We start from the raw sequence: 19315 nt of genomic DNA, 5'->3' as shown, positions 1-19315 counted from the left end.
TTTAGAACAGGATGATTTAGGCTGGTTGGCCTAAATCATCCTGTTCTATGCCGCCTGATTCCCAAGAACCAGTTTAAGCAGACTATCGGGCTTGCCGAAGCCCCCCGACTTGACGGCGCACCGAAACCGCCGGCCATCGGCGGCCGCCACATCGAACCAGGGAATGCCCGCCTCGATCTCGCCCTTGGGCGCCAATACATTCACACCCAATGTGCGGAAAACGGCAAGGGCCGTATCGCCACCGCCGACCATCAGCACATCCGGCCTCGTGTCGTCGATTACAATCTTGACGCCTGCCGCAAAGCTACGGGCGACGAGCCCAGCATCGGCCGCCATATCGCCTGTGCAACGCAACAGCACGGGCAGCGCCAGACCCTCTCCACATTCGATCTCGCCCATCGGCGCGTCCACTACCATGCGCAAGGCGCCTGTGCTTTCAAGCCGGTTCATCTGAGCGGCAGTGATCGGGTCGCGCGAGCCGAAGGCAAACAGGGTCCGCGGGCTTGCCGCAAATTCCCTCACGGTCGACTGACCTGTCTCGCCGAGGTGGCGCGCAAGTGCGGCGCCGAGACCCCGTGCGCCGACCGCAAGGGTCGTCTGCCAGTCATGCCCCTCGGCGATCTGGTCAAGATCGGCATCCTCCTCGGCATCGGCAACGACAACGTGGTCCGCGCCGGTTTTGAACAGCTCAGCGATCGGCAGCGGCCGGTTGACGCCGCGGCCGACGACACAGCCCCGGTAGGTCAACCGCTCCTGATCGGGAATAGCGGGCGCGACGAGGATGGTCTTGAGGTCGAAGACCTTCGCCAGCGCTATGCTTTCCGCCGCGACATTGCCCTTCAGCCGGGAATCGATCTTCTTCATGAGGACCGCAGGCTTCTCGCCATGAAAGATTTTCGCCGCCAAGCGTACACTTTCGGCGGCTTCGCGCTCATCCAGTGCGCGGGAGGCGGTGTTGATGACGACGACATCGCAGCCGGTGGCGACCGCCTCCCGCGCCGCCTCTATATCGATGGCGACGGCGACCGATAGACCGGCTTCGACGAAGGGCGTGCCGGTATCGAGCGCGCCGGTCAGATCGTCGGCAATGATCGCAGCCTTCAGCGTCATGCGATTTGCACCGTATTGACCGCGTGGCACGCAACGAGATGGCCGGGCTTGGCTTCCTTCCAGGTCGGGATGACCTTGCTGCAGACGTCCATGGCGATCGGGCAGCGCGTGTGGAAACGGCAGCCGGACGGCGGGTTCAGCGGGCTCGGCACGTCGCCCTGCAGGATCTGGCGCTGGCGGGTGCGCTCCAGTTCCGGATCGGTCTCCGGAACGGCCGACAGCAGCGCCTTGGTATAGGGATGCAGCGGATTGTCGAAGAGCTCCTCGCGGGTCGCCAGTTCAGCGAGCCGCCCGAGATACATGACGCCAACGCGGGTGCTGATATGGCGCACGACCGCGAGATCATGGGCGATGAAGAGGTATGTCAGCCCGTATTTCTCCTGCAGATCGAGCAGCAGGTTGATGATCTGCGCCTGAATCGACACGTCGAGTGCTGAGATCGCCTCGTCGCAGACGATGAATTTCGGCTGGCAGGCAAGCGCGCGGGCAATCACGACGCGCTGGCGCTGGCCGCCGGAAAGCTCGTGCGGATAGCGCTGGGCAAAGCGCTTGGGCAAGCCGACATCGGTGAGCAGCGTCGCTACCCTCTCCTTCAGCTCAGCCTTGGTGCAGAGCTTATGAAAGAGGATCGGCTCGCCGATCGCTTCGCCCACGGTCATGCGCGGATTGAGCGTCGAATAGGGATCCTGGAAAACGATCTGCAGGTCGCGGCGGAAGGGCCGCATCTGCTTCTCGTCGAGCGTCGCGAGATCCTGGCCTTTGTAGACGACCCTGCCGCTGGTCGCCTTGTAGAGATTGAGAATGGTGAAACCGGTCGTCGATTTGCCACAGCCGGATTCGCCGACGAGGCTCAGCGTCTCGCCTTCCATGATGTCGAGATCGACATTGTCAAGCGCATAGACGGTCGCCGAGCGCTCGCCGAATGCGCCAAGCTTGACATGAAAATGCTTGACCAGGTTTTCGACCTTGAGCAGCGGTTGAGCAGCCATTACGCAGCCTCCTGCATTCTCTGGACGACGAAACAGGCGGCGCGGTGTTTACTGCTGCCGCTCAACGGTTCGAGCCGCGGCACCTTCTCGTGGCAGATCGTTTCGACAAGCGGACAACGCGGCGCAAAGGGGCAGCCCTTCGGCCGGCGGCCAGGCTCCGGCGGCGTGCCGCCGATCGAGCTCAGCCGACTTGCCGGCGGATCCGACAGTTTAGGGATCGAGGACAGCAGACCGCGCGTATAGGGATGGCTCGGACCGGCATAAAGCTCGTCGACCGGCGCGTCTTCGACGACCGTGCCGGCATAGAGAACGGCGACGCGGTCGACGAGGCCGGCGATCAGTGCCAGATCATGGGTGATCCAGACGACGGACATGCCGAGCTTGGCGCGCAGATCCTTCACCAGATCGACGATCTGGGCCTGGATGGTGACGTCGAGCGCCGTCGTCGGCTCGTCGGCGATCAGGAGCTTCGGATTGCAGGCGAGGCCGATGGCGATCATCACGCGCTGGCGCATGCCGCCTGATAGTTCGTGCGGAAAGGCCTGCAGGCGCTCTTCCGGACCGGGAATGCCGACCAGGCGCAGAAGCTCGACGGCGCGGGCGCGGGCCTGCGCCTTTTTCATTTTGCGGTGATAGATCAGCGGCTCGCAGATCTGGTCGCCGACGCGCATGACGGGATTGAGCGAGGTCATCGGATCCTGGAAGACGAAGCCGATATCGCCGCCGCGCACCTTACGCAATTCGCCGTTCGACATCGTTTGCAGGTCGCGGCCGTCGAAGGTCGCCGATCCCCTGGCGACCTTGATCTTGTTCGGCAGGAGCCGCATCAGGCTCAGCATGGTCAGGCTCTTGCCGCAGCCGGATTCGCCGACGACGCCGAGGGTCTCGCCCTTGTCAACGTGGAGATCGATGCCGTCGACGACGACGGCCGAGCCGTTGCGGCCATCGATCTCGACGGTAAGACCCCTGACATCGAGCAGGCGTTCTGTGCTTTTCGTATCCATCATTTGCCGCCCCGCGGGTTGAGCGCGTCGTTGAGGCCGTCGCCGAGGAAGCTGAAGGCAACCGAGGCGAGGCCGAGCACGGCCGCCGGAGCGGCGAGAAGATGCGGATAATGCTGCCAGACGCGCAGGCCGTCCGAGATCATGTTGCCCCAGCTCGGCGTCGGCGGATTGACGCCGACACCCAAGAAGCTGAAGGCGCTTTCCAACACCATCGCTGTGCCGAGACCGGCGCTGACCGAGACGATCAGCGGGCCAAGCGCATTCGGCACGACATAACGTTTGATGATGATCCAGTTCGACAGGCCGAGCGCCTGGGCCGCGGTGATGTAGGGCCGACTGCGGATCGACAGCACCTGGGCGCGCACCAGACGGGCATAAGGCGGCCAGGAGATCAGCGCCATCGACCCGAAGACGAGGATGAAATCCACCCAGATGGTCTGGCGGTAGAAGGGATTGAGGGTCTCGAGGTAACGCGCCTCCATCCATCGGGTGATCGGCGATTTCAGCGACGCGTTGATGACGACGACGAGCAGCAGGTTTGGAACCGACATCGTCACGTCGGTCAGCCACATGATGGCGCGATCGAACGGATTGCCGAAGAAACCGGCCACGGCGCCGAGCGTCAGGCCGATCAGCACCGCAAAAAAAGTGACGATGACGGCGACGAGGAAGGCGGTCCGCGTGCCGAAGACGACGCGGCTGAAGACGTCGCGGCCGAGATCGTCGGTCCCGAAGAGGTGGCTCATCGACGGCAGCGCATTGCGGGCTTTGAGGTCCTGGCTGAGATAATCATAGGGCGTGAGATACGGCCCGAGAATCGCCGTGAAGGCAAGGATCAGGACGACGACGAGGCCTAAGACGGCGAGCTTGTTGCGGCGCAGCCGATGCCAGGCGTCGCGCCACAGGCTGACCGGCGGCTCTTCGACGGTTTCGGTGGTGGAAAGAGGGATTGCGGACATGGTCAGCGGCTCCTTCTTGAATCATTGGCGCGGGGGTCGAGCAGCGGATAAAGCACGTCCACCAGCAGGTTCGACACCATCACCAGGAACGATCCGATCAGTGTAATCGCCAGGATGACGGGATAATCGGAATTGATCAGCGCCTGCACTGTCAGCCGGCCGAGACCCGGCAGGCCGAAGACGAGTTCGACGAAGATCGCGCCGTTGACGATCGTGATCATGATCAGGCCGAGCTGCGTGACGACAGGCGTCAGCACCGGCCGCAGGATATGGCGCAGCGCCACGATGATCTCGGGCACGCCCTTGGCCCGGGCGGTCCTGACGAAATCCTCCGACAGCACCTCGATGACGGCTGCACGGGTCTGGCGCACGATGAGCGCGATCGGCTGGAAGGAGAGGACGATCAGCGGCAGCAGGATTCTTATATCGAGGATGCCGCCCCAGCCATAAGGCACTTTTACGCCCGGCAGCAGTACGATGAGGCCGACCATCAGCAGTGGTCCGGCGACATAGGCCGGGATCGCCCAGAGGAAAAGCGCGGAGCCCAGAATCGCATAGTCGAGCCGCGAATTCTGGTTCAGCGCGGCGATCATGCCGAGCGGGATCGCGACGACAGCGGTCAGAATGATGGAACAGAGAGCAAGCTGGAAGGAGACGGGCGCAGCGGCCGAGACCATCGCCCAGACGGCCCGGCCCGACGTCAGCGAGTTGCCGAACTGGCCGTGCAGCAGGTTCCAGATGTAAAGGCCGAACTGCTCGATGAAGGGCCTGTTCAGACCCGCGCTTTCGCGAATGGCTTCGATACGCTGCGGATTGTAAGCGACGTCGCCCGGCGCGCGCAGGAAGATCAGCTTGATCGGGTCGCCGGCGCCGTAAAAAGCCAGGGCATAGACAGCCAGCATGACCACGAGAACGGACGGAATCCAGATGGCAAACCGGGTTAGCACGTAGCGCAGCAAGGCCACCTCCCACCTGTTATACGATGTGTTTCCCTCATCAGCCTGACGGATCGCATCTCTTCTTGAAACTTGCGCGAAGGCCGCAAGGCCTTCGCGCCCTCATTGCCAATTCGAACAGTGCCTTCCGGGATCAACCGATGGAGATGTTCCAGGGTTCGACGACCTGCCAGTCTAGGTTCTTGTCGAGGCCTTTGACCTCCTTGGTGGCCCAGCGCGACATCGCCTGAGAATACCACGGAATGAAGGCCCAATCGTCGCGGAAGGCCTTCTGCGCCTGCTGGGCGAGAGCAATGCGCTGCGGATCGTCCGCAGCCTTGGTCGCCGCTTCGGCAAGGGCGCTGTCGACCTTGTCGTTCTTGTATCCGCCGAGCTTGTTCTGCGCATTCGACGAGGTCGAGGCGATGCAGCCCGTGAGATAGGAGACGGCATCGGGAACGCGGGTGCCGACGTCGTCGCGGAAGATCTGGACCGAATTCTGGTCCGGGCCGGCATAGGCGTCCTGCTGCGGCTTCATGTCAACCGCTGTAATGCCGAGGTTCTGGCGCCACTGCTCGGCGATAAACTGGGCTGCCGCCTCAATCGCCGGCGCCGAAATGCCGACGAACATGATCTTCGGCAGCCGTTCCGGACCGCCATAGCTCGATTCGGCGAGCAGCTTCTTGGCGCCTTCCGGGTCATAGGGAAAAGGTTCAAAACCGGAATTCTCAGCGCCGGGAACCGAGTTGAGGATCTGGTCGGCCTTCTTGTGCGGCCCATCCGGGTAAGAAGCCTTGAACAGGCCGTCACGGTCGACCGCCATGATCAGCGCCTGGCGGACCTTCGGATCGTCCATCGGAGCGCGGGAGATATTGAACCAGAAATGCTGGCTGGTCGGGATCAGCGGGCCGGCCGAGAATTCGGGGCCGAGATCCTGAATAATGGTCGAGGTGACGAGCTCGGTATGGGCGTTGAACTCGCCCGAATTGATCAGCGAGGTCGCGGTGACATTGTCCTCGATCGAGGTGATCTCGATGCGCGCAAGCTTCGGCTTCGGCCCGAAGAAATTCTCATTCGGCTCGAAAGTGAGCTTGCCGGCGTCGATATCCAGACTCGTCAGCTTGAAGGGGCCGGAGAAGACCGGTTTGCTGTCGGGCTTGTACCAATCGATCACTTCCTCGCCATCGCTGCCGCGTGACTGCGACGCCTTGGTGATCGGCGCGATGTGGTTTGCCAGGCGCATGAAGAAGATCGGATCGGCGGCGGTAAGCGTTACGACGACCGTTCCCTCATCGGGCGTCGCCACACCGGTCAGTTCTTTGCCGGAGCCGGCGGCGATCTCGGCATAACCTTTGACCTTGCTCAGCACCTGGTCGGCGCGCTGGCTCTTGGTGTTCGGCATCGAGGCGACTTCCCACGACCCCTTGACGTCGGCCGAGGTGATCTTGCTGCCGTCGGAGAAGACGGCCTTGGGATCGATCTTGAAGGTCCAGACGGTGTTGTCGGGCGATTCCCAGCTGGTGAAGACATAGGGCTTGAGATTGCCCTGGCTGTCGAAATACATCGGCGAAGCCCACCAGATCGAGTTCCAGCGGAAGGTTCTGCCGCCACCGCGCAGCGGCGACCAATCCTGGTCGAAAGCCGGATGCGCGACTTTCAGCACCTGGCCTTCGTCCGCCAGCACGATGCGGGCATTCATCCCGAAGACGGTAAGGCCGACGCCGGCGGCGAGGCCGAGTTTCAATGCATTGCGACGTGATAGATTGGTTTTGTCAGATTGATCAAAAGACATGCATTCCTCCCACGATTAATTCGGCAGCACTCTCCCTGCACCCTCCCAGGCGCAGCATAATCCCTGTCATATCGTTCCCTTGTTATTGTAAATATGTCAACAAAAAAACACGATTTTAATCCGAGGAAAATTATCTGATAAAAATCATGCTGGGATTACAGTTAGATAATAATCAGCCTCCGCAGTCATCCATTTTGTCTTCTTGACAAAAGCACCGTGATGGAAAAGTTCTTTTCACTCCATCGCTACAGACAAATGACAATTGCATGCGCTGCCGGACGGTTCGACGGGTCGGCAAGACAAGGCGCGCCGAGGGAGGGCGAGATGAGCCATCACAGGATTACAGGCGTTTTCAGCGCGGCAGCAACGCCGCTAACCGCAGACAATGCGCCGGATCTCGGCCTTTTCACCGACCACTGCCGAAGGCTGCTGGCCGAGGGATGTCATGGCGTAGCCCTGCTCGGCACGACGGGTGAGGCCAATTCCTTTTCCGGAAGCGAGCGGCGCGCCATTCTGGAAGCGGCGCTGGAGGCAGGCATTCCCGCCGACAAGCTGCTGCCGGGGACGGGCGTCGTCGCCATTCCGGAGACCATCGAACTGACCCGGCATGCCTTGTCGCTCGGCGTCACCAAGGTGGTGATGCTGCCGCCCTTCTATTACAAGGGGGTCTCAGACGACGGCCTCTTTGCCGCCTATTCGCAGGTACTGGAGAAAGTCGCCGACACGCGGCTACAGGTCATCCTCTATCATATCCCGCAGGTCTCGGGTGTGCCGCTCTCCATTTCGCTGATCGGCCGGCTGATTGCCGCCTTCCCGGAGACCGTCGTCGGCGTCAAGGAATCTGCAGGCGATTTCAATAACATGCAGGCCATTATCGCCGCCTATCCCGGCTTTTCCGTCCTGGCCGGCGCCGATCCTCTGCTGCTGCCGCTTTTGAAGGCCGGCGGCGCGGGCTGCATCACGGCGACCTCCAATCTCGTGGCGGATTCGCTGCGCACCGTCTACGACCATGTCCATGACGAGAGGCGCGCTGGCGAAGTCGAGGCGGCGCAGGCGCGCATCAACGCCTATCGCACGCTTTCCAATTCCTACGTCCAGATCCCGACCATCAAGGCGATGGTCGGGTTGAAAACAGGCAATCCGGCATGGAAGCGCACCCGCGCACCGCTGATGCCGCTCAGCGATACCGATTATGCCGCACTCGCCGAGAGCTACGCCAATCTGTCCTGAGGAGACCCGCCATGAGCTTTACCGGACTGCCCGCCGAAGCCGTTCCCGCCCTGATGACCGGGGCCATCACCCCTCACCCCGCTGTCGAGGGTCGCACGGATGCCTATCTGCCCTCGCCCTGCATCCAGAACCATGCGGCAAATCTCGCTTTTCTGCCCGACGGCACACTGACCTGCGTCTGGTTCGGCGGCACGATGGAGGGCATGGGCGATATCTCGATTTACATGTCGCGGCTGGCGCCGCGGTCCGATCGCTGGTCCGAGCCGGAGAAGATGAGCGACGACCCGGAGAAATCCGAGCAGAACCCGTTGATTTTCAATGCTCCTGACGGAAAGACATGGCTGCTTTATACCTCGCAGACCTCGGGCAATCAGGATGGTTCCGTTGTCAAATGTCGGATCTCCGATGATGGCGGTCGGACGTTCGGCCCGGTCCGGATCCTCTGCGACATGCCCGGCACCTTCGTTCGCCAGCCGATCGTCGTGAACGACAGAGGCGAATGGCTGCTTCCGGTCTTCCGCTGTGTCGGCCTCAACGGGCGGCGCTGGAGCGGCGACGCCGATACGGCAGCGGTGCTGATCTCATGCGATGGCGGCGCGAGCTGGCAGATGAATGATATTCCCGACAGCATCGGCGCCGTGCACATGAACATCCTGCCGCTCGGCGGCTACGAGATGATCGCCTTCTACCGCAACCGTTTCGCCGAAACCGTTCTTTCCAGCCGATCAAACGACGGCGGCAGGACGTGGAGCGCTCCCGAGCCCACGGAACTGCCGAACAACAATTCCTCGATCCAGGCGACAGTCCTGGATGATGGAGCGATTGCAATGGTTTACAATCATTCGAATGCAGCCGTATCGAATGCACGGCGCCAGTCTCTCTATGATGAAATCGAGGGCGACGAGGCTGGAGAGACAGCTACCGTTCCTGCTCCCGATATCGGCAGCAAGGCGGTCTGGGGTGTCCCGCGTGCGCCGCTGAGCCTTGCGATATCGAGGAATGGCGGCAAGAGCTTTCCGCATCGCATGGATCTCGATACCGGCGACGGGTACTGCCTCAGCAACAATTCCAAGGATTCGCTGAACCGCGAATTCTCCTATCCGTCGATCGTCCAAGGAGGCGACGGCACACTCCATATCGCCTACACATACTATCGGCGCGCCATCAAATATGTGCGCCTCGCCCCGCAATCCGTGCCGTAAGCGAAGCGGCGGCTGGGCAATTGTAAATCTGCTTGCGAAGAAGGAGAAGGACGTGCGGGTTTCAATGGCTTCGACCGGCCGAACGTCTTGAGCTTGATAACAAGTTCGGCTGGCTCCTCGAACATACGACAGGCAGGTTCGGCCTGCGTGGGCTATTGGAGTTCAGAGACGGAGATCCGATAACTCTCAGATTTATCTATGTTTATATGTATTCTCTTCGCATGAGAGCTTCAACGTTCCGATATCAGGCGACAAAATTTTCAGCTCTCGGGAATGCCGACTTGACATTGACATTACAACTTTACATTAAAGAAGACGACACTGTTGCCGCAAGATCCGCAGGGAGGACTGGTTCATGGCCAGCTTGGGTTTGCCAATCACGATAGTTCGGCCGCATTTGATCGAGTTCGGCATCGGCACGGCGGGAAAGCTCGGCAGATGGGCTGCCGAAAAGGGCTACAGGCGCACGCTTGTGATCTCGGATGCGTTCAACGCTTCGCGCATCGATGTGCTGGAACTGAAGGGCGAGGTCACGGTGTTTTCCGAGGTGACGCCCGAGCCGGATACGGCCAATCTCGACAAAGTATTGGCAGTGGCCAACGCCGCCGATGCCGAGTTGATCGTCGGCTTCGGCGGCGGCAGCGCCATGGATCTGGCAAAGCTCGCCGCCGTTCTTGCCGGCTCGACGCAGACGCTGCACGAGGTTGTCGGTCCGAACAATGTGCACGGCCCGCGCAAAGTCGGGCTCGCTCAGGTGCCGACGACTTCCGGCACCGGCAGCGAGGCCGGCATCCGCGCGCTCGTCACCGATCCCAGGACGATGGCGAAGCTCGCCGTTGAAAGCTTGCATATGCTGGCCGACATCGCCGTCATCGATCCGGCTCTGACCTTCAGCGTACCGGCGCGCACCACGGCGGCCACCGGCGTCGACGCCATGGCCCATTGTGTCGAGGCCTTCACCAACCGCAAAGCCCATCCGATGGTCGACATCTATGCGATCGAGGGAACGCGGCTCGTCGGCAGATATCTCGCCCGTGCCGTCAAGGACGGCGGCGACGCGGAGGCGCGCGCCGGTCTCGCGCTCGCCTCCCTTTACGGCGGCTGCTGTCTCGGCCCGGTCAATACTGCCGGCGGCCATGCTCTCGCCTACCCTCTCGGCACGCGCTGGCACGTGGCGCATGGTGCCGCGAATGCTCTGATCTTCCCGCATGTTCTCGCCTTCAACACGCCGGCAGCGGCGGAGAAGACGAAAGCGGTGATGGCGGCGCTCGGCTACGAAACCGCGGAAAATATCGCCTCCGTCTTCGATGCGGCTTACGCTTTCTGCGCCGAACTCGGCATCGAAATGAAGCTCTCCGGTCTGGGCGTGCCGGAAAGCGATCTCGACGCTATGGCCGACGACGCCTTTGCCATTCGCCGACTGCTCGACAACAATCCGCGCGATCTCACCCGCGCCGACATTCGCTCGATTTACGCTGCCGCCTTTTAAAGCATGATGCCGAAAAGCGTGGGCGGTTCGGACGACATCATGCTTCGGACCTAAGCAACGGTTTCAGAAGGAACTCGATTGATGGACAGGAATGCGAAAGTCGCCGTGACACTCGGTGATCCCGCCGGCGTCGGCCCCGAAGTGATCGTCAAGGCCTTGGCGGCGCTTCCAAGCGAAGAGCGCCGCGATTTCGTCATCGTCGGCAATGTGGAAGCGCTGGAGCGGGCCGATCGCGTTACCGGCTCGGGCCTGAAATTCGGACCCGCCGAGGCCGCCGGCGGCGACAGGATCGCGGTCGACGAAGTGCCGCTCGGCGCCGCCCTGCCCGAGATCGGCAGGGTCAGCCCGGTCGCCGGCGATGCATCGGTGCGCTACATCACCCGCGCCGTCGATCTCGCCATGTCCGGACAGGCCGATGTCATCGTCACCGCCCCGATCAACAAGGAAGCGATGAACCTTGCCGGCCATCACCATGACGGCCATACCGGGCTTCTCGCACACCTCACAGGCTCGAAGAGCTCCTTCATGCTGCTTGCTTCCGAGCGGCTGAACACCATTCATGTCTCGACCCATATCTCGCTGAAGGGCGCGATCGAACGCGCCAAGACCGAGCGCGTGCTCGCCACCATCGAAGCCGGCCACAGGCATTTCCTGCGCCTCGGCAAAAAGGCGCGCATTGCCGTCGCCGGCCTCAATCCGCATTGCGGCGAAAACGGCCTATTCGGCACCGAGGACATGGAATTCCTGGCGCCGGCCGTCGAGCAGGCGCAGGCCAGGGGTATCGACGTTGTCGGCCCGATCTCCGCCGACACGGTTTTCGCCCGGGCCTATAACGGCGCCTTTGATCTGGTCATTGCCCAGTATCACGATCAGGGCCATATCCCGATCAAGCTCGTCGCCTTCGAGACGGCCGTCAACGTCTCGCTCGGCCTGCCGATCGACCGCGTCTCAGTCGATCACGGCACCGCCTTCGATATCGCCGGCACCGGTAAAGCCAATCACGTCAACATGCTGTCGGCTATTGCCTATGCCAGGCTGATGGCCCGCTCGCCGCGCCAGAAGACCTGATCGCAACATCAGGGAGCAGCGCGCCATTGGTCGCGGGAAACGTTTCCTGCTGCCGCGTCACATGCCGAACAGACGGCGATCCCAGAACACTGGCTCGTGGAGACTCGCCGTGATAGAGGAGAATTCCGGATGCGCCGGATTGATCAGCACGTTGCGGTCAATGCGGGCAACGACGCTCGGCACCAGCAGGATGGCGCTGCGCTTCTCCTGGCACCAGCCTTCACCGAAGTCCTTGCTGACGCTGGCCGGCATGCTGTCCCAGCCCGGCAGCGCGGGCTCAGAGAAAACTTCGTAGCTAACCCCGCGCGGTATGGTGATGGTGACATAATGCTGGTTGGGCGGCAGCCGCCCGCTGCCATGCACGAGCTTTTCGAGAAGCGCCGTCGAATAGTGTTCGCTCGTGTAAATGATCGGGCTGCCTGCCGTATTCCACCGCCCCGGCGCGATGGTCGAGCCGGTGGCGTCGAAGATCGGATAGGTTCCGTCAGGATCTCCGATGCGGACAGATGTCAGCGTGCGATCCAGGCGTTGCGCGCTCACGCAGCACTGCCGTATTTCAGGCTTCCGAGGATATCGAGAACGAGTTCGCCGCCGATTTCGCTCTGGATAACGACGTCGATCGGCCGCCTGTCCTCCAGCATCGGATGGGGGCGGAACAGGAAATCTCGCGCCTCGATCTCGCTCTGCCAGACTTCGAGCGCCAGTCCCCAGACGCGCGCGAGGCGAGCGAGCTTTATGCCCTCGTCGGAGGAAAGCCGATGCTTGGACTTGCGCCGCTCATAGGTGGCCTTCGGCACCAGTCGGTACTTGAACTGCGCATCGCTCGGGGCGAGAAGCAGCGCCATCCGGTCAAGCGCCTTGACCGGCAATCCCTCCTCGATGCTGGACAGCAGCCCGAAGGCCGAACGCGAGGCCGGCTCCCTGGCTGGCAAGCCGAGAACATCGGCAATGACTGCAAATCCGGTCATGACAATGGCTCCAATTCACTTGAGGTTACATTTAGTCTCAAATGAGCCAATGTTCAAGAGCCTGTCTTTGATGCCAGCAGATTGCCGCAGGCGTGCGATATCGCTATCTTGCAGAAAGGCACGAACAGCAAAGGAGGTTGCCTATGTCATCGCGGGACGCCTGATCCAGCACTATCAAGACTTCTGCCTTTCCAAGGGCATCGATTTCACACGCATTGAATCCGTACGGCCGCACGACGATACAACGCTCTTCTGCAGCGCTGGAATGCAGCAGTACAAATCTCTGTTCTTGGATCCTTCCTATCGTCGAACCGTCGCAAACAGCCAGGCTTGCCTGCGCATGGGCGACCTCGATGAGATCGGCGACGGGACTCATCTTCTCCACTTCACCATGCTCGGCCTTTTCTCCTTCAGAGAAATGACAGTCGGCGATGCCATCGACTTCTGGCTTAAGTTTCTGGGAACGCTGGGTCTGGCGCCGGATCATGTAACGATCCATCCGGACCGTCTGATCGAATGGACGCCGCTCTATGCCGGGCGCATGCCCGTCGTTCCAGATCCGGAATGCATCTGGAGCGATGGCAGCATCACCGGATACTGCACCGAGTTCTACAAGGATGGCGTCGAGATCGGAAACATCGTCAATCCGCTCGGAAGCTGCATAGACGTCGGCTTCGGCGCGGAACGTCTCGACATGATCGTCAACGGCACGCCGCAAAGCGATGCGCTGCAGACATTGTGCGAGACGGTCATGACGATCGTGGAGAGCGGTTATCGGCCGGGCAACAAGGAACAGGGATATGTTCTGCGCAAATTGCTCCGCCGCATCCATAAAATGGGCGGCACGCTCGACCATCCCTTCTTCAGGGACGAGGTCGAACGCCAGAAGCGGCTCCGCGCAAAATATCTGCGCCTGCGTGACCGCTATTGCGCCATGAGTGCGGATTGGTGGTTTGACACCCATGGCATTGATCTCGCTGACATTCAGGAGACCATGGGCGAATAACAAGGAGGAGGCCGCCCGACAGACGATAACAGGCGGCCTTGCCAGATGCCGAAGGCCCCTCTGGTCACATGCCGCGTCAGACAGTCCAAACCCGATCCGGCGCTATCCCGCCGCTGTGTCCGAAATCATCCGCGACACGGCGTTCTTCCAACCTATGATCTTGGCCTGCCGCTCGCCCTCCTTCATCGAGGGATTGAAGCGGCGGTCGCAGGCCCAGGCCCGCGCGAACTCCCGCCTGCCTGGCCAGATACCGGCTTTCGAGCCGGCGAGCCAGGCAGCGCCCAGCGCCGTCGTCTCGCGGATCGCCGAACGGTCGACCGGATTTCCCGTGATGTCGGCCAGGCACTGCATCGTCCAATCCGAAGCCGCCATGCCGCCATCGACGCGCAGCACGGTTTCCAACTGGTTGGCGCCCCAGTCCTTCTTCATCGCCACCAGCAGGTCGAGCGTCTGATAGGCGACGGATTCAAGCACGGCGCGGGCAAATTCCGCCGGGCCGCTGTTGCGCGTCAGGCCGAAGATCGCGCCGCGCGCGGCCGGATCCCAATAGGGAGCGCCGAGGCCGGTGAAGGCCGGAACGATATAGACCTGCTGTCCGGGATCCGCTTTGGTCGCAAGAATTCCCGCTTCGGAAGCCTGGCTGATGATGCCGAGACCGTCGCGCAGCCATTGCACAGCAGCACCTGCAATGAAGATCGAACCTTCCAGCGCATAGGTCGTCTCGCCGTCGAGCCGGCAGGCAATGGTCGTCAGCATCCGGTTGGAGGAGGAAACACGGTCTCTGCCGGTGTTCAGAAGGGCGAAGCAGCCGGTGCCATAGGTGGATTTCATCATGCCGGGCTCGAAGCAGGCATTGCCCATGGCCGCAGCCTGCTGGTCGCCGGCGACGCCGAGGATCGGCAGCGCGGCCCCGAACAGAGCCTCGTCGACACGGCCGAAATCATCGGCGCATTCTCTGACTTCGGGCAGCATGGGAGAGGGAATGCCGAGAATGCCGAGAAGCTCCTCGTCCCAGGCGCCGTCATCGATATTGTAGAGCAGCGTTCGCGACGCGTTGGTCGCATCGGTGGCGTGCACGCGACCATCAGTCAGCTTGTAGATCAGCCAGCTGTCGATCGTGCCGAAGCAGACCTCGCCCGCCTCCGCCTTCTCGCGCAGGCCGGCGACATTGTCGAGCAGCCAGCGCAGCTTCGTTCCGGAGAAATAGGGGTCGAGCAGCAGGCCGGTCTTGGCGCTGAACAGCTTCTCATATCCGTCGGCCTTCAGGCTCTCGCACATTTCGGCGGTGCGCCTGTCCTGCCAGACGATCGCGCGGGAAAGCGGCATGCCGGATTTGCGATCCCAGACGACCGCCGTCTCACGCTGATTGGTGATGCCGATTGCCGCGATCGCGGCGGCGTCGATGCCGGCATCGGCGATCGCCTTGCGCACTGTATTAAGGACGGACTGCCAGATTTCGGCGGCGTCATGCTCCACCCATCCGGGCTGCGGATAATATTGGGTGATCTCCGCCTGCGCCGAGCCGGCCATTTTCATGTCGCCATCGAAGATGATGGCGCGTGAAGAGGTCGTGCCCTGGTCGATCGAAAGAATATAGCCGCTCATACAACATCTCCGGCTCGCACGAAACCGCTCGGCCCGCCGCTCAGCGGCAGGGCACAAGGTTTGATGAGAGAAAGATTGTGGGTGCCACCGGCTCCAAGCCGGTGGCAGGAAGTGATGGTCGGAGGCCTCGTCGCCTCCGACCGGGTCCGCCTTACTTCTTCTGCCAGCTCTTGACGAGTTCGTCGTAGTTGACGGTAAGCGGCTTTTCCTTCTCGTTCTCGATCTTCAGCTGCGGTGCCAGGTTGCCCTTCTTCACCGCATCCGCGTTCCAATATGCGAGATCATGCTCTTCGGCGAGTTTCGGACCGATATCGCCCTGGACCTTGGCGCGTTCGAGGCGCTGCATCACCTTTTCCTGCTCGGAGCAAAGCGAGTCCATTGCTCCCTGCGCCGTCTTGGCGCCGGAAGAGGCATCCCCGATCGCCTGCCACCACAGCTGCGCGAGCTTCGGATAGTCAGGAACGTTCGTACCGGTCGGCGACCACTGAAGGCGGGCCGGCGAACGGTAGAATTCGACCAGGCCGCCGAGCTTCGGCGCGCGATCGGTGAAGGACTTATGGTCGAGCGTCGACTGGCGGATGAAGGTGAGGCCCATGTGGCTCTTCTTCACGTCGACAGTCTTGGAAGTGACGAACTGGGCATAGAGCCAGGCCGCCTTGGCGCGATCGACAGGCGTGGACTTCATCAGCGTCCAGGAGCCGGCATCCTGATAGCCGAGCTTCATGCCGTCCTTCCAGTAGACGCCGTGCGGGCTCGGTGCGAAGCGCCATTTCGGTGTGCCGTCCGCATTGACGACCGGCAGGCCTTCCTTGACGAAGTCGGCCGTGAAGGCCGTGTAGGTGAACATCTGCTGAGCAACTTCACCCTGCGAGGGGACCGGGCCGGATTCGGAGAAGGTCATGCCCTGAGCGGCGGCCGGTGCATAGGCTTTCATCCAGTCCAGATACTTCTGGATGGAATAGACCGCTGCCGGGCCGTTGGTGTCGCCGCCGCGCGCGACGCACGAACCGACCGGACGGGAGTTCTCGTCGACCTTGATACCCCATTCGTCGACCGGCTTGCCGTTCGGAATGCCCTTGTCGCCGTTGCCGGCCATCGACAGCCAGGCGTCGGTGAAGCGCCAGCCAAGCGATGGGTCCTTCTTGCCATAGTCCATATGGCCATAGACCTTCTTGCCGTCGATCTCGCGGCCGGTGAAGAACTCGGCAATATCCTCATAGGCCGACCAGTTGACCGGCACGCCGAGATCGTAGCCGTACTTCGCCTTGAAGTCCGCCTTGTTCTTCTCGTCGTTGAACCAGTCGTAGCGGAACCAGTAGAGGTTTGCGAACTGCTGGTCCGGCAATTGGTAGAGCTTGCCGTCGGGCGCTGTCGTGAACGACTTGCCGATGAAGTCGTCGACGTCGAGCCCAGGATTGGTGACATCCTTGCCTTCATTGGCCATCCAGTCGGTCAGCGAGCGGGCCTGCTGGTAGCGCCAATGGGTGCCGATCAGGTCCGAGTCGTTGATATAGGCGTCGTAGATGTTTTCGCCCGACTGCATTTGCGTCTGCAGCTTTTCAACAACGTCGCCCTCGCCGATCAGGTCATGGGTGACTTTGATGCCGGTGATCGCGGTGAAGGCCGGGGCCAGCACCTTAGACTCGTAATCATGCGTGGTAATCGTTTCGGAAACGACCTTGATGTCCATGCCGGCGAAGGGCTTCGCGGCATCGACGAACCACTGCATTTCCTTTTCCTGGTCGGCGCGGGAAAGCGTCGAGAGGTCGCCGACTTCTTTGTCGAGGAAGGTCTTGGCCTCGTCCATGCCGGCATAGGCCGATGCTGTCATCGCCAGCAGCAAGCCTGCTGTCGTCGTCAATAAGTGCCGTCGCATAATATCCTCCCAGGGTTTGCGATTGCAGTCACGTCTCAGGCGGCCAGTACCCCCGGCCATCTGTCTTCTCCTTGCCGTCACACGTAGCGGAACACGCCGATGGCGTAGACTACGGAAATGGCAAGAGCCCACCACAGGTTGGGCCCAGCGAGCCCAAGCCATGCAAGATGAATAAACGCTGCGCCAAGCAGCGAAATGAACAGCCGGTCGCCGCGGGTCGTCTCGAAACGCAGCACGCCCGTGCGCGGCGTGCCGCCCGGCGAAAAATATTCCCAGACGCTCATGGCGATCAGAAGCGTCAGGATCGTCAGGAAGAACAGCGCCGTCGGTAGCGTCCAGGCCATCCAGGAAAAATTCATGACCGTCTCCTCCTCAGACGCGGCCCAGGGCAAAGCCCTTGGCGATGTAGTTGCGAACGAAATAGATAACGAGTGCGCCGGGAATGATGGTCAGCACGCCGGCTGCCGCCAGTACACCCCAGTCCATGCCGGCCGCCGAAACCGTGCGCGTCATGATCGCCGAGATCGGCTTTGCCGCGGTCGTCGTCAGCGTGCGGGCCAGCAGCAGTTCGACCCACGAGAACATGAAGCAGAAGAAGGCGGCGACACCTATCCCGCTCGCAATCAGCGGCATGAAGATCTTCACAAAGAAGCGCGGGAAGGAGTAGCCGTCGATATAGGCGGTCTCGTCGATCTCCTTCGGCACGCCGGACATGAAGCCTTCGAGGATCCAGACCGCCAGCGGCACGTTGAACAGGCAGTGGGCAAGCGCCACGGCGATATGGGTGTCGATCAGGCCGAAGGCGGAATAGAGCTGGAAGAAGGGCAGCGCAAAGACGGCCGGCGGCGCCATTCGGTTGGTGAGCAGCCAGAAGAACAGGTGCTTGTCGCCGAGGAAGCGGTAGCGCGAGAAGGCATAGGCCGCCGGCAGCGCCGCAAGCACTGAAATGACCGTGTTCATCACCACGTAGATGATGGAATTGATGTAACCGCTATACCAGGACGGATCGGTGAAGATGACGGTATAGTTCCGGAGCGTCGGGTTTTGCGGCCAGAGCGAGAAGGCGCCGGTGATCTCGGCATTCTCCTTGAAGCTCATGTTGATCAGCCAATAGATCGGCAGGAGCAGAAAGACGATGTAGAGCGTCGTGACCACCCATGAGAGGTTCCCGGCGGGCTTGTATTTCATCGTCGAACCCATGGATCTCTCCTTTCTCAGGCGTTGGCGTCGCTGCTGGTCATGACCGTGTAGAAGATCCATGACAGCAACAGGATGATCAGGAAGTAGATGATCGACATCGCCGCGGCGGGGCCGAGATCGAACTGGCCGACGGCCATCTTCACGAGATCGATGGACAGGAAGGTCGTCGAGTTGCCGGGGCCGCCGCCGGTGACGACGAAGGGCTCGGTATAGATCATGAAACTGTCCATGAAGCGCAGGAGAACGGCGATAAGCAGCACCCGTTTCATTTTCGGAAGCTGGATGTAGCGGAATACGGACCAGCGCGAGGCGCCGTCGATCTTGGCGGCCTGGTAATAGGCGTCGGGAATCGATACGAGGCCGGCATAGCAGAGCAGCACGACGAGGCTCGTCCAGTGCCAGACATCCATGACGATGACCGTGACCCAGGCGTCGACCGGATCGCGGACGTAGTTGTAATCGAGGCCGAGCCCGTCGAGCGTATGGCCGAGCAGGCCGATATCGACGCGTCCGAAAACCTGCCAGATGGTGCCGACGACATTCCACGGAATGAGCAGCGGCAGCGCCATCAGAACGAGGCAGACCGGAACGCCGATACCCTTCTTCGGCATGTTGAGCGCGATGAAGATGCCGAGCGGAATTTCCAGCGCCAGGATGATGAAGGAGAAGAGCAAGTTGCGCTCGAGCGCTTCCCAGAAGCGATCGGAATGCAGGGTCTGGACGAACCAGTCAGTGCCTGCCCAGAAGAACTCATTGTTGCCGAACGTATCCTGCACCGAATAGTTGACGACGGTCATCAGCGGGATGGCGGCCGAAAAGGCGACGAGCAGCAGCACCGGCAGGACCAGAAACCAGGCTTTGTTGTTCCACGTCTTCTGCATG

18 protein-coding genes are annotated in these 19315 nt (G+C 61.5%); 5 read left to right on the top strand and 13 right to left on the bottom strand.

Features of this window, described 5'->3' with window-relative positions; all coding sequences use genetic code 11:
• Positions 1-45 precede the first annotated feature (45 nt).
• The 6 genes from GGD53_RS09800 to GGD53_RS09775 all read right to left on the bottom strand — a co-directional run bounded on the left by GGD53_RS09800 (position 46) and on the right by GGD53_RS09775 (position 6789).
• Positions 46-1110, bottom strand: a complete 1065-nt coding sequence (locus GGD53_RS09800; RefSeq protein ID WP_184455356.1) for a four-carbon acid sugar kinase family protein — start codon at positions 1108-1110, stop codon at positions 46-48.
• The gene (locus GGD53_RS09795; protein ID WP_184455354.1) at positions 1107-2099 is read right to left on the bottom strand and encodes an ABC transporter ATP-binding protein; all 993 of its coding nucleotides are present in this window, start codon (positions 2097-2099) and stop codon (positions 1107-1109) included. The genes GGD53_RS09800 and GGD53_RS09795 overlap by 4 nt, the downstream gene beginning before the upstream one ends.
• Entirely contained in the window at positions 2099-3106 is a 1008-nt protein-coding gene (locus GGD53_RS09790; RefSeq protein WP_184455351.1) for an ABC transporter ATP-binding protein, read from the bottom strand. The genes GGD53_RS09795 and GGD53_RS09790 overlap by 1 nt, the downstream gene beginning before the upstream one ends.
• Positions 3103-4062, bottom strand: coding sequence for an ABC transporter permease (locus GGD53_RS09785; protein WP_184455348.1), 960 nt, complete (start codon positions 4060-4062; stop codon positions 3103-3105). The genes GGD53_RS09790 and GGD53_RS09785 overlap by 4 nt, the downstream gene beginning before the upstream one ends.
• Before the next feature lie 2 nt (positions 4063-4064).
• Positions 4065-5021 carry an ABC transporter permease gene (locus GGD53_RS09780; RefSeq protein ID WP_064696813.1) on the bottom strand — a complete coding sequence of 319 codons (957 nt, stop codon included), beginning with the start codon at positions 5019-5021 and terminating at the stop codon, positions 4065-4067.
• Positions 5022-5151: 130 nt separating this feature from the next.
• A complete protein-coding gene (locus GGD53_RS09775) occupies positions 5152-6789 on the bottom strand; it encodes an ABC transporter substrate-binding protein (RefSeq protein ID WP_184455346.1) in 1638 nt (545 codons plus the stop codon).
• A gap of 324 nt (positions 6790-7113) precedes the next feature.
• Here GGD53_RS09775 and GGD53_RS09770 point away from each other — a divergent pair, with 324 nt between their 5' ends.
• The 4 genes from GGD53_RS09770 to pdxA all read left to right on the top strand — a co-directional run bounded on the left by GGD53_RS09770 (position 7114) and on the right by pdxA (position 11778).
• Complete coding sequence (locus tag GGD53_RS09770; RefSeq protein WP_184455344.1) at positions 7114-8019, top strand: dihydrodipicolinate synthase family protein; 906 nt, start codon at positions 7114-7116, stop codon at positions 8017-8019.
• An 11-nt stretch (positions 8020-8030) separates the two neighbouring features.
• Complete coding sequence (locus GGD53_RS09765) at positions 8031-9221, top strand: sialidase family protein (protein ID WP_184455342.1); 1191 nt, start codon at positions 8031-8033, stop codon at positions 9219-9221.
• Between the two features lie 355 nt (positions 9222-9576).
• Positions 9577-10710 (top strand): iron-containing alcohol dehydrogenase, encoded by a 1134-nt coding sequence (locus GGD53_RS09760; RefSeq protein ID WP_184455340.1) that lies wholly within the window; start codon positions 9577-9579, stop codon positions 10708-10710.
• A gap of 81 nt (positions 10711-10791) precedes the next feature.
• Positions 10792-11778, top strand: coding sequence for a 4-hydroxythreonine-4-phosphate dehydrogenase PdxA (gene pdxA, locus GGD53_RS09755; RefSeq protein ID WP_184455337.1), 987 nt, complete (start codon positions 10792-10794; stop codon positions 11776-11778).
• 57 nt (positions 11779-11835) lie between these two features.
• On the opposite strand, the gene GGD53_RS09750 is transcribed toward pdxA, so the two are convergent.
• Positions 11836-12318, bottom strand: a complete 483-nt coding sequence (locus GGD53_RS09750; protein WP_184455335.1) for a type II RES/Xre toxin-antitoxin system toxin — start codon at positions 12316-12318, stop codon at positions 11836-11838.
• The gene (locus tag GGD53_RS09745) at positions 12315-12746 is read right to left on the bottom strand and encodes an antitoxin Xre-like helix-turn-helix domain-containing protein (RefSeq protein WP_184455333.1); all 432 of its coding nucleotides are present in this window, start codon (positions 12744-12746) and stop codon (positions 12315-12317) included. Before GGD53_RS09745 ends, GGD53_RS09750 begins: the two co-directional genes overlap by 4 nt.
• 70 nt (positions 12747-12816) lie before the next feature.
• Between GGD53_RS09745 and GGD53_RS09740 the strand changes: the two genes are divergently transcribed.
• Positions 12817-13752: an alanine--tRNA ligase-related protein gene (locus GGD53_RS09740; protein ID WP_184455690.1), complete on the top strand. Its 936-nt coding sequence runs from the start codon at positions 12817-12819 to the stop codon at positions 13750-13752.
• Between the two features lie 102 nt (positions 13753-13854).
• Here GGD53_RS09740 and glpK read toward each other — a convergent pair whose 3' ends face one another.
• The 5 genes from glpK to GGD53_RS09715 all read right to left on the bottom strand — a co-directional run bounded on the left by glpK (position 13855) and on the right by GGD53_RS09715 (position 19314).
• On the bottom strand, positions 13855-15357 hold the full coding sequence (gene glpK, locus GGD53_RS09735) for a glycerol kinase GlpK (RefSeq protein ID WP_184455331.1): 1503 nt from the start codon (positions 15355-15357) through the stop codon (positions 13855-13857).
• Between the two features lie 151 nt (positions 15358-15508).
• The gene (locus GGD53_RS09730) at positions 15509-17233 is read right to left on the bottom strand and encodes an ABC transporter substrate-binding protein (RefSeq protein WP_184455329.1); all 1725 of its coding nucleotides are present in this window, start codon (positions 17231-17233) and stop codon (positions 15509-15511) included.
• Between the two features lie 77 nt (positions 17234-17310).
• Entirely contained in the window at positions 17311-17592 is a 282-nt protein-coding gene (locus GGD53_RS09725) for a DUF2160 domain-containing protein (protein WP_184455327.1), read from the bottom strand.
• A gap of 13 nt (positions 17593-17605) precedes the next feature.
• Positions 17606-18433: a carbohydrate ABC transporter permease gene (locus GGD53_RS09720; RefSeq protein ID WP_184455325.1), complete on the bottom strand. Its 828-nt coding sequence runs from the start codon at positions 18431-18433 to the stop codon at positions 17606-17608.
• 14 nt (positions 18434-18447) lie between these two features.
• Positions 18448-19314 carry a carbohydrate ABC transporter permease gene (locus tag GGD53_RS09715; RefSeq protein WP_184455323.1) on the bottom strand — a complete coding sequence of 289 codons (867 nt, stop codon included), beginning with the start codon at positions 19312-19314 and terminating at the stop codon, positions 18448-18450.
• Between the last annotated feature and the right edge of the window lies 1 nt (position 19315).

Origin of the sequence: Rhizobium aethiopicum (genome assembly GCF_014197535.1) — a bacterium.
Taxonomy (GTDB): domain Bacteria; phylum Pseudomonadota; class Alphaproteobacteria; order Rhizobiales; family Rhizobiaceae; genus Rhizobium; species Rhizobium aethiopicum_A.
This window is presented reverse-complemented; position numbering and strand designations above follow the sequence as displayed.